Here is an 18,404-nt window from a genome sequence, read left to right on the forward strand (position 1 = left end):
GCCGGCGGCATACCTGGGAGCTTGCAATGAAGAAAGACCTTCCCCTGGCGTGGCGCTTCATGGCTTTGGCCTGCTTTGCCGCCGCCTGCAGTGGCACCGCGCAGGCGCTGCCGCTGGACCCGAGCGTCACCCGCGAAATCAACTTCGTTTCCACTCGCTCCATGTGCACCGGCCTGCTGCCACTGGGCGGCGACAACATGTCGTGCGCGCTGACGAATGGCGCCAGCCTGACGGCCTTGTTTGCCGACTACTACGGCAGCCCCTCGGGCGGCGGTGCGCAGGTTTTCGTCAACGGGTTGGACATGAGCTTGTCAGCCACGACGACGCCGTCCACAGCGCCCACGTCATCCTTCGATGCCGTCCAGTTTGATCAGTTCACGATCATGGGGCCCACCCCCACCGTGCAGGTGGACGTCAAGGTCACGATCGATGGCACCACGGTTCGGAACGGTTCCGGTTTTGTGCTCACCAGCTACAGCTTCATCAGCGGCAAGCGTTCGTCGGCACCGAGCGCCTCGGCGAACTCGCTCGGAGATCGGATCGCCAATGACCCGACGCGCGATGTGCTCGCCTTCGGCCGCACCGCAACGTTCGGTGGCGGCATCACCCAGCCAACCCTTCATCGCGTCGATACCGCCTCGTTCACCGCGGTGGTCGGCACGCCTTTCGAACGCGGCTTCGAGTTGGCGATGTCCAGCCTGAACACCTCCATGAGCTTCAGCGCGCGCGTGGAGTACTCGCTGCCGGCCGGCTACACCCTGACGTCGGCCCGCGGGCTGCTGGTGAATGCTGTGCCGGAGAACGGCAGCTGGGCGCTGATGCTTGCCGGCTTGCTTGGCCTGGGCGCCATGCGCCTGCCACGGCGAGCCCGGTGAATCAGCCCGCCAGCCCGGCGTACACGTGTTGCACGTCGTCGTTGGCGTCCAGCGCGGCAAGAAAACTCTCCACCTCATCCAGCTGCTCGGCGTTCAGGCTTGCCGGGTCGATGGGGTTCTTGGGGCGGTAGCCGAGCTTGGCGCTCAGCACGGTGAAGCCTTGCGCGGGCAGGGCGCGGCTGACGAGGTCGAGGTCGGTCGGGTCGGTCAGGAAGACGGTGACGCCTTCTTCGTCGGGCGGCAGCAGGTCTTGCGCACCGGCTTCGATGGCGGCCATGTCGGCGTCGGCACCGGGTGTGGCGGGCTCGGCTTCGATCATGCCGAGGTGGTCGAAGTCCCAGCTCACCGAGCCTGGCGTGCCTTGCTGCCCCTTGCGGAACAGCACGCGCATGTCGGACGCGGCGCGGTTCACGTTGTCGGTCAGCACCTCCACCATCACCGGCACACGGTGCGGCGCAAAGCCCTCGTAGATGACCTGCTCGAAGTGGACGACTTCACCGGTCAGCCCGGCGCCCTTCTTGATGGCGCGGTCCAGCGTTTCCTTGGGCATGGACACCTTGCGCGCCTGCTCCACCACCAGCCGCAGCCGCGCGTTGTCCTTCGGGTCAGCGCCGTGGCGCGCCGCAATCATGATGTCCTTGGACAGCTTGCCAAAGAGCCGGCCCTTGGCATTGGCGGCGATGTCTTTGTGTTTGGCTTTCCATTGCGCGCCCATGGGGGTCCTATCGTTTGTCGAGTAAGCCCAAGTCGGGTGACTTGTCGGGCGGGTCGCTACTTTACGGGGTGGCTCTTGCCGATCCCACCCCGGTCTCTGCGTCATTGCGGCGGGAAATCGTCGTACGACCTCGGTAAATAGCCCCAGATACGTACGACGTCGCCACGCTGCTCGAAGTCGAAGCCAATCTTTCCCAAGATTGGCAGGATCTCGTGTCGATGGTCAATGTTGGTTCGAGGAAGCAGCATGCCAACAAATGGCCCCTCTTCGGACAACCCGATATCAAACCATTCGACTGCCTCAAAGGGAAAAGGTAGGTGATAAAACCATTCGGCATCCCAAGTCGAGACGACGCCGCTAACTGATTTGGAGCGATAGGAAGGACGCCAACCATCAAGAGCGCGGATCTGCGAGATCAGCTCGTTCCATCGTGTGTTGTTTGATGCACTGGCCAAGTTTCTAGCAGTGACCGCCGCACGGGTCTGCTTTCGCACTCGATCATCATTTCGCGCATCTGCCATTGGCAAATCGTTCAAGGTCTTCTCCTTGTCCTAGTCAGAGCTACCCAACGTCGCCACCACCTTCCGCGTCTGCCCCGCCCGCCACACCGTCAACGTCACCTTCTCCCCGATCTGCCGTGTCTCCAGCAGCGACAGCATGTCGTCCAGGTCCGCCACGGCCTGGCCATCGACGGCGGTGATGACGTCGCCCTGCACGATGCGCCCGCTGCGGTCGCGGCCGAAGGGTTTGAGGCCGGCTGCGGCGGCCGGGCTGTTGTCGGCCACGTTGACGAGCAGCACGCCCTTGGGCGCGCCCAGCACCTGGGCCAGATTTGCCGGCCCGGCCGTGACCCCCAGCGCTGGCCTGATGAAGCGCCCGTCGCGGATCAGCCGCGGCACGATGCGGTTGACCTCGTCGACCGGAATCGCAAACCCAATCCCGGCACTCGCCCCGCTCGGGCTGTAGATGGCTGTGTTGACGCCAATCAGCCGCCCCGCCGAATCCAGCAGCGGCCCGCCGGAATTGCCCGGGTTGATGGCGGCATCCGTCTGGATGGCGCCCTTTATCGTGCGCCGCGTGACGGACTCGATCTCGCGGTTCAGCGCCGAGACGATGCCGGTCGTCAGCGTCTGGTCCAGCCCGAAGGGGTTGCCGATGGCGTAGACCTTCTGGCCCACCTGCAGGTCGCGGCTCGCACCCACGGCAATGGCGGGCAGCTTGTCGCGCGGTGCCTCGATGCGCAGCACGGCGAGGTCGCGGTCGGGGAAGGCGCCCACCAGCTTGGCTGGGTAGCTGCTCTGGTCGCTCAGCGTGACGGTGGCGCGGTCGCCGCCCTGGATGACGTGGAAGTTGGTGACGATGTGGCCTGTGTCGTCCCAGACGAAGCCAGTACCGGTGCCGCTGGGCTGCTCGCTGGTGCGCAGCGAGAAGAAGTCGCGCTGCACGGCCAGCGTCGTGATGTGCACGACGGACGGCGACACGCGCTTGAAGACGCCGATGTTGTTCATCTCCTCGGCGTCCAGCGCGCCGCGGCCACTGACGGTGCGAGGTGGGGCCGGCGCCTTGGACTGGGCCTGGCTCGGCTCGCAAAGCGCGCTCAGCGTGCAGAGCAGAAGGGCAAAGACGTGGGAGCGCAGGAGGACGAAGCCCATGACGGCAGCAGCGAGTGATGACGCCGCCATTTTGCGGTGCGGCCCTGGGTCTCAAGAGGCAGTCTCGCGGCTATCCTCGCGCCGGCGTGGAGCGGGAGCGATCAATGCATGACGCACAGGGTGGGAGCCACGGCGCCCGCCGGGCAATTTCCGAAGGCAGGCGCCAGCTCTTGCAGGGGTTGGCGCCTGGGCTGGCACTTTGGCCGCTGCTGGCCGGCGCGCGCGAGGCCGAACTGGGCGACGTGAAGATCCTCATTCCCGGCCCGCCCGGTGGCGGTTGGGATCGCGGTGGCCGCGCCATCGGCCAGGCGCTCATGGGCGCGCAGCTCGCGCAGGCCGTGAGCTACCAGAACGTCGACGGCGGTGGCGGGTGGCGTGGCGTGGAGGAGTTCCTGGCCCGGCCGGAACTGCGCAACGCGGTGATGATCCAGTCGGTGTCGCTGGTGTCGCGCCGGCTCAGCGGCACCTACCGGCGCGGCTTTCGCGACCTGCGGCCACTGGCCTGCCTGGCCGAGGAGTACGAGGCCGTCGTCGTGCGGCCGGACTCGCCGCTCGCCAGCCTCGGCGACCTGCGCCGGCAGATCGCTCGCTCGCCACAGGAGCAGGCCCTGGTGCTGGGCTCGGCGCGCGACAGCGTCGACCACCTGGCCGCGCAGCTGATGCTGCTGGACGTGCCGCGCGGGCCCTTCAGCACGCACCGCTACGCCTTCCGCAGCGGCGATGCCGATGCGCTTCAGTTCCTGCTGGCCGGTACCGGTGTGGCGATGGTGACCGGCTTCAACGCTTTGCTGCTGGCACAACACCAGGTGGGCCAGGTGCGCATCCTGGCCACCAGCGGGCCACAGCGCCTGCACAAGGACATCCCGACCTGGGGCGAGCAGGGCGTGGAGCAGAGCTTTGCGAACTGGCGCGGCCTGTTTGCGCGTCGCGACATGCCGCCCGAGCAATTCGCCCGCTGGCTGCATGCGCTGGAGGCCCTGGTGGCCACGCCGTTCTGGCGCGATGCGCTCAAGGCCAATGCCTGGGGTGCCCGCTTCCTGGGCGACGACAAGTTCGTTGCCTTCCTGGAAGCCGAGGAGCGCAAGCTCAGGCCGCTGGTGCCGGTGCCTGACTGAGCAGGGCGCTGTCAGCGAAGCACCGGGTTGCCGCGTTGAGCGGCATCGAACTCAAAACGGGGGCTGTCGATGAAGCGGTTAGGTTTTTTTCTGGGCATGGGTCTCTGGCTGGCGGTGCCTGGCGCCTGGGCGCAGCAGATCTGGAAGTGCGAGGTGGCGGGCCAGGTGCGGTTCAGCGACAAGCCCTGCCCGGGCAGCGGCCAGCCGGTGGCCGAGCGCAGCCTGCAGCCGAACGTGGTGGAGAGCCTCAAGCCTGAGGTGGTGCGCTCGGCCCTGGGTGCGGCATCGGCTGCGTCGGTGCCAGCCGCGCCGGCCGGCAATGCCTGCCCGGGCGACGGCGAGATCCGCGGCATGGAGACGCGCGGCAACTCGACGACGCTGGGCGACGCCGAGCGCCAGTTCATGCAGGACGAGGTGCGCCGCGCGCTGCAATGCCGCGCCGGCCGGGGCCGCTACACCGAGGCCGACTGGGCCGTCAGCCGCACGGCGCAGGCCGCGCAGAGCCAGCTGAGCGACCGCGCCCGCTACGACGCGCGGCTGCGCGCCGAGGCCATGCACAGCGCGGCAGACCCGGATGAGGGCGACCGCATCGCCCGCCGCCGTATTGCCGAGGAAAGGATGCAGCAGCGCCGTAACCAGCAGTTGCAGCAGAGGGGCCAGAATCCCGCGTCTTCCTCCCGCTCCTGACTGATGCTTGCGCAGCCTCCACGCTCCGACCGCCTAGATGCATTGCGCGGCCTGGCCATCGTCTGGATGGCGGCCTTTCACTTCGGCTTCGACCTGAATCACTTCGGCTGGATCCACCAGGACTTCTACCGCGATCCGGTCTGGACCTGGCAGCGCACCTGCATCGTCAGCCTCTTCCTGTTCTGCGCCGGCGGTGGCCAGGCCTTCGCCGTGCTGGCAGGCCAGGGGGCAGGGCGCTTCTGGAAGCGTTGGAGCCAGGTGGCGGGCTGTGCGCTGCTGGTGTCGGTGGGTTCGTGGTTCATGTTCCCGAACAGCTGGATCAGCTTCGGCGTGCTGCACGGCATTGCCGTGATGTTGTTGCTGCTGAGGATGGGCCTGAGCCGGCTGCCGAATGCGGTGCTGCTGGTGTTGGCGGCGTTCGCCATCGCCGCGCCGCGGCTGGTGCAGCAGCCCTTCTTCGACACGCGCTGGACGAACTGGGCCGGCCTCGTCACGCACAAGCCCATCACCGAAGACTACGTGCCGGTGCTGCCCTGGCTGGGCGTCATGCTGGTTGGTTTTCTCGTCACGCGTGCCTGGCCCCAACTCTGGGCCGGCAGCGCGCCGCGGCCGTTGGCCTTGCTGGGGCGCTGGTCGCTGAGTTTCTACATGGTCCACCAGCCCGTGCTGATCGGCGCGTTGATGGCGGTTCAGTTCTTGCGTTGAAGGAATGTGATGCGAAAGATGCTCGTGGCCGTGCTCGGCCTGCTGGTTTCCGTGGCCACCCAGGCTGCGCCGTTTGCCTGGCCGGGCGGTGCGCAAGCGGCCGTCAGCCTCGGCTATGACGACGGCCTGGACAGCCAGCTCAACCATGTCGTGCCAGCGCTGAACAAGCGCGGCCTGCGGGCCAGCTTCTACGTGCCCATCAACGGCCCCACGCTGCCGGGCCGCCAGAACGAATGGAAGGCCGCCGCCACTGCCGGCCATGAGCTGGGCAACCACAGCCTCTTTCACAGCTGCTCTGCCAAGGGGCCGGGCCGGGAATGGGTGCAGCCGCACCGTGACCTGGACCGCCAGATGGCGGCCGCCGTGCAGGAGCAGATCATTGCCGCCAACACCTGGCTGCAGGCGCTGGACGGCAAGACGCAGCGCACCTTCACCCCGCCCTGCCTGGACATGCAGGCCGGCGGCCAGGACTTCGTCGCGGCGCTGAAGCCGTATTTCGTCGCCTACCGGGCAGCCGGGCCGGGCATGGTCACCGATACCGCCGGGTTCGACCCCTATGCCATGCCGGTCTACTTTGTCGAGGGCTGGAGCGGCGAGCAACTGATCGCGCTCGTCGAGAAAGCCGCCGCCCAGCACGCGCTGGTGTCGCTGCTCTTCCACGGCGTGGGCGCCGAGCACCTGAGCGTGACGCGCGAGGCGCATGACCAACTGTTGGACCACCTGGCCAAGAACAAGAATCGCTTCTGGACGGACAGCTTCGTGAACATCATGGAGAACGCGAGGCGCCAGGCAGGACGCTGAGCCGACAATGCGGTCATGAGTTCGCCCAAGTCTGTCCTGTTCGGCTTCCATGCCGTCACCGTCCGCCTCAAGACCCACCCGGCCTCGGTCGCGGAGGTGCATTTCGACCCCTCGCGGCGCGATCAGCGCATGCGCGCCTTCGTCGAGCGTGCCAAGGAGGCCGGCGCCAAGCTCGTGGAGAGCAACGACGAGCGCCTGAGCCAGATCGCCGGCAGCCCGCGCCACCAGGGCGTGGTTGCCCGCGTGGCGGCCATCACCCAGCCGCATTCGCTGGACGACGTGCTCGACGCCGTGGAAGGCCCGCCGCTGGTGCTGGTGCTGGATGGCGTGACCGACCCGCACAACCTCGGTGCCTGCCTGCGCGTGGCCGATGGCGCCGGGGTGCATGCCGTCGTGGCCCCCAAGGACCGCGCGGTGGGCTTGAACGCGACCGTGGCCAAGGTGGCCAGCGGCGCGGCCGAGACGGTGCCTTACCTGATGGTCACCAACCTGGCACGGACCTTGAATGAACTCAAGGAGCGCGACATCTGGGTTGTCGGCACGTCGGACCAGGCCGAGCGCTCGATCTACGACCTGGACTTGAAGCGCCCGACCGCCTTCGTGCTGGGCGCCGAAGGGGAGGGCATGCGGCAACTGACGGCCAAGACTTGCGACGAGCTCGTGCACATCCCGATGGCCGGCGCCGTCGAGAGCCTGAACGTGTCGGTGGCCGCGGGTGTGTGCCTGTATGAGGTGCTCCGTCAGCGCCGATAATTCTGACTACTCAGAAAAAAAGGAAGCCCGCCATGGCCGTCATCGAAGTCAAGCACCCTCTCGTCAAACACAAGATCGGCCTGATGCGCGAGGCCGGCATCTCGACGAAGAAGTTCCGCGAGCTGACCGGTGAGGTGGCGCGGCTGCTCACCTACGAGGCGACCGAGGACTTCCCGCTGGAGAAGGTGACCATCGAATGCTGGAGCGGCGAGGCCGAGGTCGACCAGATCGCCGGCCGCAAGGTCACGGTCGTGCCCATCCTGCGTGCGGGCCTGGGCATGCTGGACGGCGTGCTGGACATCCTGCCCAACGCCAAGGTCTCGGTCGTCGGCCTGGCGCGTGACCACGAGACGCTCAAGCCGGTGAACTACTTCGACAAGTTCGTCGGCGACCTCGAAGCCCGCACGGCACTCATCATCGACCCGATGCTGGCCACGGCCGGCAGCATGATCGCCACCGTCGACCTGCTGAAGGCACGCGGCTGCAAGGACATCCGCGCGCTGGTGCTGGTAGCCGCGCCGGAAGGCGTGAAGGCGCTGAACACGGCCCACCCCGACGTGCGCTGCTGGACGGCCGCCATCGACAGCCACCTCAACGAGGTCGGCTACATCATCCCGGGCCTGGGTGATGCGGGCGACAAGATCTTCGGGACCAAGGAAGGGTAAAGATTCACGGCCTCGGCCGTGATCCCTGAGGCCACGCCCCTGCGTCTGTACGTGCAGGCAGCCAATCCTGGCTGCCATCCACGCAGACCCAAGGAGCCCACCATGGCCACGCTCTCCACCCCCACCGTCACCCTCGGCGCCACCAGCAACGACAAGCGCGACGTGACAGTCGCTGGCACGATGACCTTCGACGCCAGCGACGTCGGCCGCACCTACCGGCTGGAGATCCAGCTCATGGGTGAAGACCTCGCCGCCGACAACCTGCCTTCCGGCGACACCGGTGCCGACGACCTGATCAGCAGCTTCCTGTGGATCAGCGGCGGCATCCCGCGCGCTTATCGCACGATCACCGTGCAGGCCGCGGGCAACATCAACTTTTCCGAGAAGCGCGCCATCGAGACCTCCCGGCTGGACGAGGACGCCGGCCTGCAGAAGGTTGGCATGGCCGACATCAACACCCCCGTCTTCATGCCGCGTTCCGACGAGGTCTACGCCCAGGTGACGCTGGGCACGGCACCTGTCAGCAAGCGTTCGGCGACGGTGCAGGCCGCCATCGGCGTCTGAGCTTTCACACGAAGCCCAGCGCGCCGAGCACACCCCCTGCCAGCACCATCCAGACGAGGCCCAGCCTCGTCTTCAGCGTTAGCAGCACGGTGACGGCGATCAGCGCCAGCGTGCCCCAGCGGTGCTCGTCGGCGCGCAGGAAGGGCAGTGCCAACAGCCAGCCGGTCGCGATGATCAGTCCCAGCGTCAGCGGCATCATGCCGGCCGAGAACGCGCGCACGGCGATGTGCTCGCGGTTGGCGCGGGCCCAGCGCGTCGCGCTCAGCGTCAGCAGCGTCGACGGCAACATGATGCCCGCCATGGCCACCGCCGCGCCCGCCAGCCCGGCCACGTTCCAGCCCAGCACGGCGACGAACAGGATGTTCGGCCCCGGCGCCGCCTGCGCCAGCGCGATGGACGTCGTGAACTCGGTCTCGCTGAGCCATCCGGTCTGGACGACGAGGAAGCGGTGCATCTCGGGCACCGTCGTGATCGCGCCGCCGATGGACATCGGCGACAGCACGAGGAAGTGCAGGAACAGGCTGCCGAAGTCGACGGGCACGTTCATTTCAGTTTGCGCCAGGCCAAGACCATGCCCGCGCCGCCCACCAGCGCCAACACAGCGACAAGAGGCCAGCGCAGCACGCCGATGAGGAGCAGGGCCGCCAGCGCGAGGCCCATGGCTGTCGAGCGGCCCATGGGGTTCTTCTTGAGCGCGGGCAGCAGCTTGATGCCGGTGGCCAGGATGAGGCCGGCCGACACGGCGCCCATGCCGCGCAGCGCATTGACGGCCATCGGGTGTTGGGACAACTGGCCATAGGCGGCGGCCAGGGCCAGCACGATGACTGCCGGTACCGACAGCATGCCCGCCAGCGCCGCCATGGCGCCACGGGTGCCGAAGAATCGGTCGCCCACCATCAGCGACAGGTTGACCACGTTGGGCCCGGGCAGCACCTGGGCAATGGCCAGCGTCTCGACGAACTCTTCCTTCGTCATCCAGTTCAGCCGCTCGACCAGCTCGCGCTGGGCCACGGCGAGCACGCCGCCGAATCCCTGCAGCGCCAGCCGCGTGAACGCCACGAACAGGTGAGTGAGGGACTCCGGACGGTTCAGCACGGCAACTTCAGCGCAGGGCCTTCAGCGATGCACCTTGAGCGCTTCAGGGTTGACGATGTTCGTCGGCTGCGCCTTGATGAAGTTCAGCACGTTGTCGAAGGCAGCGTCGAAGTAGATCTCGTAGCTGTCCTGCTCGACATAGCCGATGTGCGGCGTGCAAACGGCGTTCTCCAGCCGCAGCAGCGGGTGGCCCTGCAGGATGGGCTCGGTCTCGAAGACGTCGATGGCAGCCATGCCGGGGCGGCCGCGGTTCAGCGCCGACACCAGGGCGCCTTCGGTGACGAGCTCGGCGCGCGAGGTGTTCACAAACAGCGCCGTCGGCCTCATGTTGGCGAGGTCCTCGGGCGTGACGATGCCCCGCGTGGCATCGCACAGGCGCAGATGCACCGACAGCACGTCGGCCTCGCCGAAGAAAGCCTCGCGGCTGGGGGCGGCCTGGTAGCCATCGGCCTCGGCCTTCAGGCGCGAGGCCTCGCTGCCCCACACCATGACCTTCATGCCGAAGGCGCGGCCGTAGCCGGCCACGAGTTGGCCGATCTTGCCGTAGCCCCAGATGCCCAGCGTCTTGCCGCGCAGCACCAGCCCCAGGCCGAAATTGGCCGGCATGGAGGCCGCCTTCAGCCCGGCCTGCTGCCAGGCGCCGTGCTTGAGGTTGCCGATGTACTGCGGCAGCCGGCGCATGGAGGCCATGATCAGCGCCCAGGTCAGCTCGGCCGGCGCCACCGGGCTGCCCACGCCCTCGGCCACCGCGATGCCCAGCCGCGTGCAGGCTTCCACGTCGATGTGGCTGCCGACGCGGCCAGTCTGGGAGATGAGCTTGAGCTTGGGCAGCTTTTCCAGCAGCTGGCGCGGGAAGGCGGTGCGCTCGCGCACCAGCACCAGCACCTCGGCGTCGCGCAGTCGCACGGACAACTGGCCGATGCCCTTGACCGTGTTCGTGAACACCTTGGCGTTCAGCGGCTCCAGCTTGGCCGCGCAGCGCAGCTTGCGCACGGCGTCTTGATAGTCGTCGAGGATGATGACGTTCATGTGCGAGGCCCGCTCGGGCTCCCGGTGGGCACCGAGGCCGCCGCAAAAAGGCAGCGAACGCGAGCGTGGGAAGGCTTCAGGTTTTAGGGCATTGTGCCCCGGGGTGACACGGGCTCACGCCCTGCTGGCTACCATCGGTTTCCCTCAATGGAGACAACCCGATGACTACTCTTTCCATGCACGCCGCAAGCGCCCCCGTCTTCGCCAAGATGCTGGGCAACATGCTCAACTGGCTAGAGGCCGCCAAGGCCCACGCCGAGGCCAGGAAGTTCTCGACCGACGTCTACCTGACGCTGCGCCTGTCGCCCGACATGCTGCCCTTCACCAAGCAGATCCAGATCGCCAGCGATGCATCCAAGGGCTGCGTGGCTCGCCTTTCCGGCCAGGACGCCCCCAAGTTCGAGGACAACGAAGCCTCGCTGGACGACCTGATCGAACGCATCAAGAAGACGCGCGACTACGTGCTGTCCGTGCCGGCCGACGCCATCGACGGCAGTGAAGGCCGCGAGATCACCATCCCGCGCCGCACCGGCGACCCGCTGAAGTTCGACGGCTCGACCTATCTGCGCCATTTCGCGCTGCCGAACTTCTATTTCCACGCGACAACCACTTACGCCTTGTTGCGCCATGCCGGCGTGCCGCTGGGCAAGAACGACTATCTGGGCGGCTGATTCCCCAGTTTGAGGTGCCCCGGGCGGGAAATGCTGCGCAAAGCGCTGCCTATTCCCCCGCCCAGATCCCCCGGCGCGGCTTGAAAATCAGGAGAACATCCGCTCAAGCCGCCTGCCGCATGGACATGTCGACGCCCCCCGCCGCCCAGCCTGAAGGCAATCAAGGCCTTGCTCTCGTCGAGCAATGGCTGAGCTTGGCCCGAAGCGGCCAGTGGCCGCTGCCGCAGGTCATGGAAGCCGCCTCGCGCCTGCAGGCTGCTGGCGCCCTGGACGCCGCGGCGCTGCTCTATCAAAGCTGGGTGGCCGCCACGGCCTCGCCGCTGCGTCATGTGGCCTGCTTCAACTGGGGTGCCATCCTCGGCGAGCTGCGCCGCCCGACCGAGGCCGAGACGGTCTACCGCCTGGCCCTGGGCCTGGCTCCCAACTTCGCCCAGGCACGCCTGAACCTCGGCCATCAGCTGGAACACCAGGGCCGCGAGGAAGAGGCGCTGGCCGAGTGGCACACCGTCTACGAGAACGAAAACCCCGAAAGCCTGGGTGCGGAGCCGCAGAGCCTGCGCTTGCACGCCTTCAACAACGCCGCGCGGCTGCTGGAGCAGCTCAAGCGCTATGACGAGTCCGAGGCGCTGATGCGCCGCTCGCTGGAGATCGACCCGCGCCAGAGCGACGTTGCCCAGCACTACGTGCACATCCGCCAGAAGCAATGCGCCTGGCCGGTCTACCAAACCTTTGGCGACGTCACGCACAACCATCTGCTGATGAGCACCTCGCTGCTCGGCATGCTGGACGAAAGCGACGACCCGGCCCTGCAACTTCTGACCGCCCAGCGCTTCGTGCTGGAGAAGGTCGTCAAGGTCAGCGAGCCACCGCTGCACAAGGGCCGCAAGCGCGAGGGCAAGATCAAGATCGGCTATTTGTCGGGCGACCTGCACATGCACGCCGTCGGCCTGCTGACGGCCGAGCTCTACGAACTGCACGACAAGAGCAAGTTCGAAGTCCACGCCTTCAGCTGGAGCCGTGAAGACGGCACGCCGCTGCGCGCCCGTATCAAGGGTGCGATGGACAGCTACACCCCGCTGCACGGCGTGGCCGACCGCCGCGCCGCCGAGCTGATTGCCGAGGCCGGCATCGACGTCCTCGTCGACCTGCAGGGCCTGACCAGCGGCGCCCGTGCCGGCATCCTGGCCTACCGCGGTGCGCCGGTGCAGGTGAGCTACCTGGGCCTGCCAGCCACCTCGGCCATTCCCGGCGTGGACTGGATCCTGGCCGATCGCTTCGTGATGCCGCCTGAAGCGCTGCCGTATCACACCGAGAAGCCGATCTACCTGCCGCACAGCTACCAGGTCAGCGACCGCAAGCGCGTGGCCAGCGCCCCGCCCACGCGCACCGAGGCCGGGCTGCCGGAGGACGGTTTCGTCTTCTGCGCCTTCAACAACAACCACAAGATGAGCGAGCAGGTCTGGCGCTGCTGGATGCGCGTGCTGCGCCAGGTGCCCAAGAGCGTGCTGTGGCTGCTGGCCGACAACCCCTTCGCCAAGGCCAACCTGCTGCGCGTGGCGGTGGAGGAGGGCATCGCCCCCGAGCGCCTCGTCTTCGCCGGGCGCGCCCAACCGGCCGACTACCTGGCCCGTTTCCAGCTCGCCGACCTGTTCCTGGACACCTTCCCCTACAACGCCGGCACCACGGCCAGCGACTGCCTGTGGATGGGCACCCCCATCCTGACGCGCTCCGGCAAGACCTACATCTCCCGCATGGCCGGCAGCTTGCTGACGGCCGTGGGCCTGCCCGACCTCATCACGACGACGATCGAGGAATACGAGCAGCGCGCCGTGCAGATCGGCAACCAGCCGGCCCGTGCGGCGTCCTACAAGCGTTACCTTGCCGAGCATGGCCACAGCTCGCCGTTGTTTGACATTCCGGCCATCGTGCGCGATATAGAGCGTGAGTTCGAGCGGCTGGCCCTCGAGGCCCGCGCCAAAACCTAAATGTCACGTCAGCACGATCCCTTCTTCGACGGGCAGCCGCAGGCGCCGGGCCTGCGCCTGGCCGCCAACGGCGAGCCGGCGCCGCCGGCCGACCCGCTGGAGAGCCTGAGCAACCAGCCCGCCGGTGACCCGCTGCTGCAGGCGCTGTCCTGGCTGACTGGCCACCACGGCAAGCCCCGCTCGCCCGATTCGCTGCGCGCCGGTGCGCCGGTGGAGGGGCTGCTGACACCGGACTCCGCCATCCGCGTCATGCGCGAGGCGGGCTACAACGCCGGCCTGCTGCGCAAGACCATCGACGACATCAACGGCCTGCTGCTGCCGGCCGTGCTGCTGCTCAATGGCGGCGATGCCTGCGTGCTGGTGCGCCGCCTGGAGGATCCCGCTGCTGCGGCCCCCGGCGCCTGCCGCTACGAGGTCGTCTTCCCCGGCCCCGAGGCGGCGGCCGTGCCGGCCACGACGGCCGAGCTGGAGCCCGAGTACAGCGGCTTCATGCTGGCCGTGTCGCCGATCGAATCGGCCCCGGGCAAGAGCCCGGAATCCTCCTTGCTCAAGTTCGGCGACCAGGGCCTGTCCTCGCACTGGCTGTGGGGCACGCTCAAGCGCTTCACGCCCTACTACCGTGCCTCCATGCTGGCGGCCCTGCTGTCCAACGTGCTGATGCTGGTGTCGGGCTTGGTCACGTCGGTCATCTACGACAAGGTCATCCCGCACCAAGCCATGGTCACGCTGTGGACGCTGGCCGTCGGCGCCGGCGTGGCGCTGCTGTTCGACCTGTTCGCGCGCCAGCTGCGCTCCCACCTCATCGACCTCGCCGGCCGCAAGGCCGACCTCGTCATCGGCGCCAAGCTCTACCGCCAGACGCTGGGCGTGCGCATGGAGCACAAACCCGCCTCGGCCGGCGCCTACGCCGCCTACCTGGGCCAGGTGGAAATGGTGCGCGAGTTCTTCACCGGTGCCACGCTGTCGGCGCTGTCGGACCTGCCCTTCCTGGTCATCTTCATCGGCATGACCTTCGTCATCGGCGGGCCGCTGGGCTGGGTACTGGTGCTGGCCGTGCCGGTCATCATGGGCTTGTCTTGGGCCATCCAGGGCGCGCTGCGCCGAGCGATGCGCACCAACATGCAGGAAACCGCCGACCTGCACGGCACGCTGGTCGAGTCCCTCGAAGGCCTGGAAGACCTGAAGACCTCGGGCGCCGAGGGCCGCTTCCTGCGCCGCTACGAGCGCACGACCGCCATCGTTGCCGAAACCGCGCTGACCTCGCGCGCGCTGTCGAGCTGGAGCATGAACCTGTCCAGCACGCTGCAACAGGCGGTCAACCTGATCCTGCTGGTCTGGGGCGTCTACCTGATCCATGACGGCGTCATCACCGCCGGCGCGCTGATCGGTTCGGTCATGTTCGCCAGCCGTGCCATTGCGCCGCTGGGCAGCCTCGTGAGCCTGGCAACCCGCTACCAGGGCGCGCGCGCAGCCATGATGGCGCTCAACCAGATGATGAGTGCGCCGGTCGAGCGCGACAGCACGCGCAACTACGTTCCGCTGGCCAACGTGAGCGGCAAGGTCGGCCTGCACGACATCGGTTTCTCCTACCCGGCCGCAGCCACCTCCCACGCGCAGACCTCGGCCGAAGCCGCCGCGCCCAAGGTGCTGCGCAACGTCACCATGCGTATGGAGGCCGGCGAGCGCGTCGCCATCCTGGGTCGCATCGGCAGTGGCAAGTCCACCATCCTGCGCATGCTCGGCGGCCTGTACCTGCCGACCGAGGGCATGGTCGAGGTCGACGGTATCGACCTGCGCCAGATCGACCCGGCCGAGTACCGCGCCCGCGTCGGCTTCGTCAGCCAGGAGCCGCGCCTCTTCCTCGGCACGCTGCGCGACAACGTGCTGATGGGCCGGTCCCATCTGGACGCCAGCCGCCTCGTCGAGGTCGCCAAGCTCACGGGCCTGGACCGCGTGGTTGCCGGCCACCCGATGGGCTGGGATCTGCCGGTGGGCGAGATGGGGCAGCTGCTGTCCGGCGGCCAGCGCCAGCTCGTGGCCCTGGCGCGTGCCCTCGTCACCAAGCCGCAGATCCTGTTGATGGATGAGCCCACCAGCTCCATGGATGCGCAGAGCGAAATGGCCTTCCTGCGCCAGCTGCGTGATGCAGCCGGCACGGCCACCCTCGTCGTCGTGACCCACCGCCCGGCCGTGCTGGAACTGGTGCAGCGCATCGCCGTCGTCGACGGCGGCCGCGTCGTCATGGACGGCCCGCGTGACCAGGTGCTGGCGGCGCTGTCCGGCGTGCGCCCGGCCTCGGCGGGTGCCGCGAGCGCCGAAGGCGTGCACATGCATCCCTCCGCGCAGCCTGTTCAGCGTTCCGCCTCGGTATGAGCAGCCTGACCAAGGAGGAAGGCGTCTTCGTCAGCGCCATCCACGCCGCGCACATCGACGAGCCGCTGCCGCGCGCCACCTGGGCGCTGTATCTGCTGTGCGCCGTCGTCGCCGTGGCCATCACCTGGTCAGCCCTGGCCAAGGTGGACGAGATCACCCGCAGCGACGGCCGCATCGTGCCCGACGGGCGCGAGCAGGTCATCGCCAGTCTCGACGCCGGCATCCTGCGCGAGCTGAAGGTGCGCGAGGGCCAGGAAGTGCAGATCGGCGAGGAGCTGGCTTCGCTGGACCCGACCCGTGTGGAGGCCCAGCAGAACGAAGGCCAGGCCAAGCTGCTGTCGCTCAAAGCTGCGGCCGCGCGGCTGACGGCTGAAGCCAACGGCCGCGCCAGCGTGCAGTGGCCGGCCGACGTCGATCCCAAGGCCCGCTACGTGCAGGGCGAGGCCGAATCCTTCGAGGCCCGCAAGCGCCTGCTGGACGAAGCGGTGGGCGCCATCAACCGCAGCCTCGGCATGATCTCCAAGGAGCTCAAGCTCGCGCAGGACATGTCCAAGAGCGGGCTGATGAGCGATGTGGAAGTGATGCGGTTGAACCGCCAGGTCAATGAGATTCAGCAGCAGCGGGCCGAGCGGCTGTCGCGCTACCGCCAGGAAGCCAGCCAGGAGCTGGTGCGCGTGCAGAGCGAGATGTCCCAGCTCGACGAGCAGATGGTGGTGCGCCAGGACGCGCTGAGCCGCACGGTGCTCAAGTCGCCCGTGCATGGCGTCGTCAAGAGCATCAAGGCCGGCACCATCGGTGGTGTCATCGGCAGCGGCGCGCCCATCCTGGAGATCGCACCCATCGGCCCCAAGGTGCTGGTGGAGGCCAAGATCAAGCCCAAGGACATCGGCTTCGTGCGCCTGGGCCAGACGGCCGAGGTCAAGCTGGCTGGCTATGACTTCAACACCTACGGCGGCCTGGAGGGCAAGGTCACCTACATGGGGCCGGATGCCGTCACCGAGGGCGACAAGAGCGGTGAGGGCCACTACCGCGTCATCATCACCGCCGAGCGCAACAACCTCAAGTACAAGGGCGAGAAGCTGCCCGTCATCCCCGGCATGACCTCGGTCGTCGAAATCAAGACGGGCGAACGCTCCGTGCTGAGCTATCTGCTGCGGCCGATGATGAAGTCACAGGAAGCCCTGCGCGAGAGGTAACTGCGCCTGCCGCAGCCCGCTTTTCCGGGCTTTGGGGTAGGGGGCTGGATGGTCTAGTGACGGGGCCATGCTGTACCCGCTCCGCCATCTCCTCGTCCTCGGCCTCGCCGCCTTCGGCCCGCTCGCGCTTGCGCAGGCGCGCCCGCCCAAGACCGCTGCGCCACCGCCTGCACCCGCGGCAGAGGCGCCCGCATCGCAGGGGCGCTGCAACGAGGACGACGCCGGCCTGTCGCGCCTGGGCCGAGACATGTCGGCGCTGGAAACCAACAACGGCGATCCGCGCGCCGCGCTGCAGATCCTGATCGACAAGACGCTCTCGCGCAGCAAGGCCCTGGGTGCCGTGCGCCTGATGACCGAGGCAGCTCGCTTCGACCTCGACGAAACCAAGGCCCTGGCCCTGCCGACCGCGACGCTGAGCATTGCCGCCAACGGCGTGCGCCAGAACGTCGGCGGTGTCACCGTGGGCAACGGCGGCCAGCTCGGCGCCACGCTTTCCGCCGGCATGCCGCTGTGGGATTCCGGCCGCATCGCCAAGCTGACCGACTGGCGCAAGGAGCTGGCCGAAGTGGCCGCCCAGGGCCAGCGCAGCGCCGAGGAGCAGTTGTCGCTGAGCGTCGTCTCGCTGGCGCTGGACCGCAGCCGCTACGTGCTGCAGGGCCAGGTCTACACGCAGTACGTGCGCAAGATGGCCTGCCTGGTCGACGCGCTGGAGATCATCACCAAGGCCGACCGCGGCCGCGCCAGCGAGCTGGTGCAGGCGCAGAAGAGTTTGCAGCAGGCCGACCTGTCGCTGGAGCAGACGATGTCTGCCCTGCGCCAGACCGAAGTGCGCATGAAGCGCATGGTGGGCGAGCCTCTGCCGGCCAGCATCGGCATGACGGCAGCGCTCTCGCTGATGCCCGACCTGGATCAGATGCAGAGCGACATCCTGCTCGGCGCTGACGTTGCGCAGGCCGAGGCCCAGGCACGCTCGCAGCGCAGCTTTGCCGAGTCGGTCATCGCCGGCCAGAAGCCCAGCGTCAACCTCACCGGCAGCGCCAGCGCCATGCTGCGCTCCGGCGGCGGCCCGAGCGACCGTTCGACCGACATCGGTGCCGGCGTGTCCGTCACCATCCCCATCCTGCAGCCCGGCGCCCATGCTCAGGCGAGTGCTGCCGTGCAGCGCTACCGCGCCACCGTGCTGCAGCGCGACGAGGCCATCGAGGCCAAGCGCTACCGGCTGCTGGAAATGCATGAGGTGGGCACATCGACACTGGACCGCGCCCGGCGCATCGTCGAGATCCTGCGCAACAGCGACCGCGTGCGCGCATCCACGCTGCAGCAGTGGCAGCAGCTCGGCCGCCGCTCGCTGTTCGACGTGATGGCCGCCGAGGGCGACTACTACTCCATGCGCGTGGCTCATGTGAACGCGATGTTCGATGCGCAGCAGGTCGTCGCGCTGATCTGGAGCATGGGCCGCGGCGTCGCCACCCCGCTGAGATGAAGCCCCTCGTCCAAGGCGTGCCTTGGCCGGTCCCCCGAGG

At 68.0% G+C, this 18,404-nt stretch carries 19 protein-coding genes; 13 read left to right on the forward strand and 6 right to left on the reverse strand.

Annotated features, from left to right (window positions below):
- Positions 1–26: 26 nt before the first annotated feature.
- Positions 27–875: a hypothetical protein gene (locus AC07V5_RS22645; protein ID WP_495117963.1), complete on the forward strand. Its 849-nt coding sequence runs from the start codon at positions 27–29 to the stop codon at positions 873–875.
- Between the two features lies 1 nt (position 876).
- On the opposite strand, the gene AC07V5_RS22650 is transcribed toward AC07V5_RS22645, so the two are convergent.
- From AC07V5_RS22650 to AC07V5_RS22660, 3 genes are all read right to left on the reverse strand, one after another.
- On the reverse strand, positions 877–1,590 hold the full coding sequence (locus tag AC07V5_RS22650; protein ID WP_495117964.1) for a YebC/PmpR family DNA-binding transcriptional regulator: 714 nt from the start codon (positions 1,588–1,590) through the stop codon (positions 877–879).
- A 101-nt stretch (positions 1,591–1,691) separates the two neighbouring features.
- Positions 1,692–2,126 (reverse strand): DUF6678 family protein, encoded by a 435-nt coding sequence (locus AC07V5_RS22655; protein ID WP_495117965.1) that lies wholly within the window; start codon positions 2,124–2,126, stop codon positions 1,692–1,694.
- A 15-nt stretch (positions 2,127–2,141) separates the two neighbouring features.
- Entirely contained in the window at positions 2,142–3,242 is a 1,101-nt protein-coding gene (locus tag AC07V5_RS22660; protein WP_495117966.1) for a S1C family serine protease, read from the reverse strand.
- Between the two features lie 104 nt (positions 3,243–3,346).
- On the opposite strand from AC07V5_RS22660, the gene AC07V5_RS22665 reads away from it, so the two are divergent.
- The 7 genes from AC07V5_RS22665 (at position 3,347) to AC07V5_RS22695 (ending at position 8,532) form a co-directional block, all read left to right on the forward strand.
- Complete coding sequence (locus AC07V5_RS22665) at positions 3,347–4,357, forward strand: tripartite tricarboxylate transporter substrate-binding protein (RefSeq protein WP_495117967.1); 1,011 nt, start codon at positions 3,347–3,349, stop codon at positions 4,355–4,357.
- Positions 4,358–4,453: 96 nt separating this feature from the next.
- Complete coding sequence (locus AC07V5_RS22670; RefSeq protein ID WP_495117968.1) at positions 4,454–5,044, forward strand: hypothetical protein; 591 nt, start codon at positions 4,454–4,456, stop codon at positions 5,042–5,044.
- Between the two features lie 3 nt (positions 5,045–5,047).
- Positions 5,048–5,749 carry an acetyltransferase domain-containing protein gene (locus tag AC07V5_RS22675; protein WP_495117969.1) on the forward strand — a complete coding sequence of 234 codons (702 nt, stop codon included), beginning with the start codon at positions 5,048–5,050 and terminating at the stop codon, positions 5,747–5,749.
- Positions 5,750–5,758: 9 nt separating this feature from the next.
- Positions 5,759–6,550: a polysaccharide deacetylase family protein gene (locus tag AC07V5_RS22680; protein ID WP_495117970.1), complete on the forward strand. Its 792-nt coding sequence runs from the start codon at positions 5,759–5,761 to the stop codon at positions 6,548–6,550.
- Positions 6,551–6,565: 15 nt separating this feature from the next.
- On the forward strand, positions 6,566–7,303 hold the full coding sequence (gene rlmB / locus AC07V5_RS22685) for a 23S rRNA (guanosine(2251)-2'-O)-methyltransferase RlmB (protein ID WP_495117971.1): 738 nt from the start codon (positions 6,566–6,568) through the stop codon (positions 7,301–7,303).
- 32 nt (positions 7,304–7,335) lie between these two features.
- The gene (gene upp / locus AC07V5_RS22690; RefSeq protein WP_495117972.1) at positions 7,336–7,968 is read left to right on the forward strand and encodes a uracil phosphoribosyltransferase; all 633 of its coding nucleotides are present in this window, start codon (positions 7,336–7,338) and stop codon (positions 7,966–7,968) included.
- 102 nt (positions 7,969–8,070) lie between these two features.
- Positions 8,071–8,532 carry a hypothetical protein gene (locus tag AC07V5_RS22695; protein WP_495117973.1) on the forward strand — a complete coding sequence of 154 codons (462 nt, stop codon included), beginning with the start codon at positions 8,071–8,073 and terminating at the stop codon, positions 8,530–8,532.
- A 4-nt stretch (positions 8,533–8,536) separates the two neighbouring features.
- Here AC07V5_RS22695 and AC07V5_RS22700 read toward each other — a convergent pair whose 3' ends face one another.
- The 3 genes from AC07V5_RS22700 to AC07V5_RS22710 are packed head-to-tail and all read right to left on the reverse strand — an operon-like array spanning position 8,537 to position 10,656.
- Positions 8,537–9,079, reverse strand: a complete 543-nt coding sequence (locus AC07V5_RS22700) for a chromate transporter (RefSeq protein WP_495117974.1) — start codon at positions 9,077–9,079, stop codon at positions 8,537–8,539.
- Positions 9,076–9,627 (reverse strand): chromate transporter, encoded by a 552-nt coding sequence (locus AC07V5_RS22705; protein ID WP_495117975.1) that lies wholly within the window; start codon positions 9,625–9,627, stop codon positions 9,076–9,078. The genes AC07V5_RS22700 and AC07V5_RS22705 overlap by 4 nt, the downstream gene beginning before the upstream one ends.
- A 21-nt stretch (positions 9,628–9,648) precedes the next feature.
- The gene (locus AC07V5_RS22710; protein WP_495117976.1) at positions 9,649–10,656 is read right to left on the reverse strand and encodes a D-2-hydroxyacid dehydrogenase family protein; all 1,008 of its coding nucleotides are present in this window, start codon (positions 10,654–10,656) and stop codon (positions 9,649–9,651) included.
- A gap of 161 nt (positions 10,657–10,817) precedes the next feature.
- Between AC07V5_RS22710 and AC07V5_RS22715 the strand changes: the two genes are divergently transcribed.
- The 5 genes from AC07V5_RS22715 (at position 10,818) to AC07V5_RS22735 (ending at position 18,364) form a co-directional block, all read left to right on the forward strand.
- Positions 10,818–11,327 carry a DUF1993 domain-containing protein gene (locus AC07V5_RS22715; RefSeq protein WP_495117977.1) on the forward strand — a complete coding sequence of 170 codons (510 nt, stop codon included), beginning with the start codon at positions 10,818–10,820 and terminating at the stop codon, positions 11,325–11,327.
- 125 nt (positions 11,328–11,452) lie between these two features.
- Positions 11,453–13,312, forward strand: a complete 1,860-nt coding sequence (locus AC07V5_RS22720) for an O-linked N-acetylglucosamine transferase, SPINDLY family protein (protein WP_495117978.1) — start codon at positions 11,453–11,455, stop codon at positions 13,310–13,312.
- A complete protein-coding gene (locus AC07V5_RS22725) occupies positions 13,313–15,685 on the forward strand; it encodes a type I secretion system permease/ATPase (protein WP_495117979.1) in 2,373 nt (790 codons plus the stop codon).
- A complete protein-coding gene (locus AC07V5_RS22730) occupies positions 15,682–16,881 on the forward strand; it encodes an HlyD family type I secretion periplasmic adaptor subunit (protein WP_495117980.1) in 1,200 nt (399 codons plus the stop codon). The genes AC07V5_RS22725 and AC07V5_RS22730 overlap by 4 nt, the downstream gene beginning before the upstream one ends.
- A 67-nt stretch (positions 16,882–16,948) precedes the next feature.
- Positions 16,949–18,364, forward strand: coding sequence for a TolC family protein (locus AC07V5_RS22735; protein WP_495117981.1), 1,416 nt, complete (start codon positions 16,949–16,951; stop codon positions 18,362–18,364).
- Positions 18,365–18,404 lie beyond the last annotated feature (40 nt).

The sequence above is a fragment of the Roseateles sp. GW821-FHT02E12 genome (assembly GCF_059421665.1).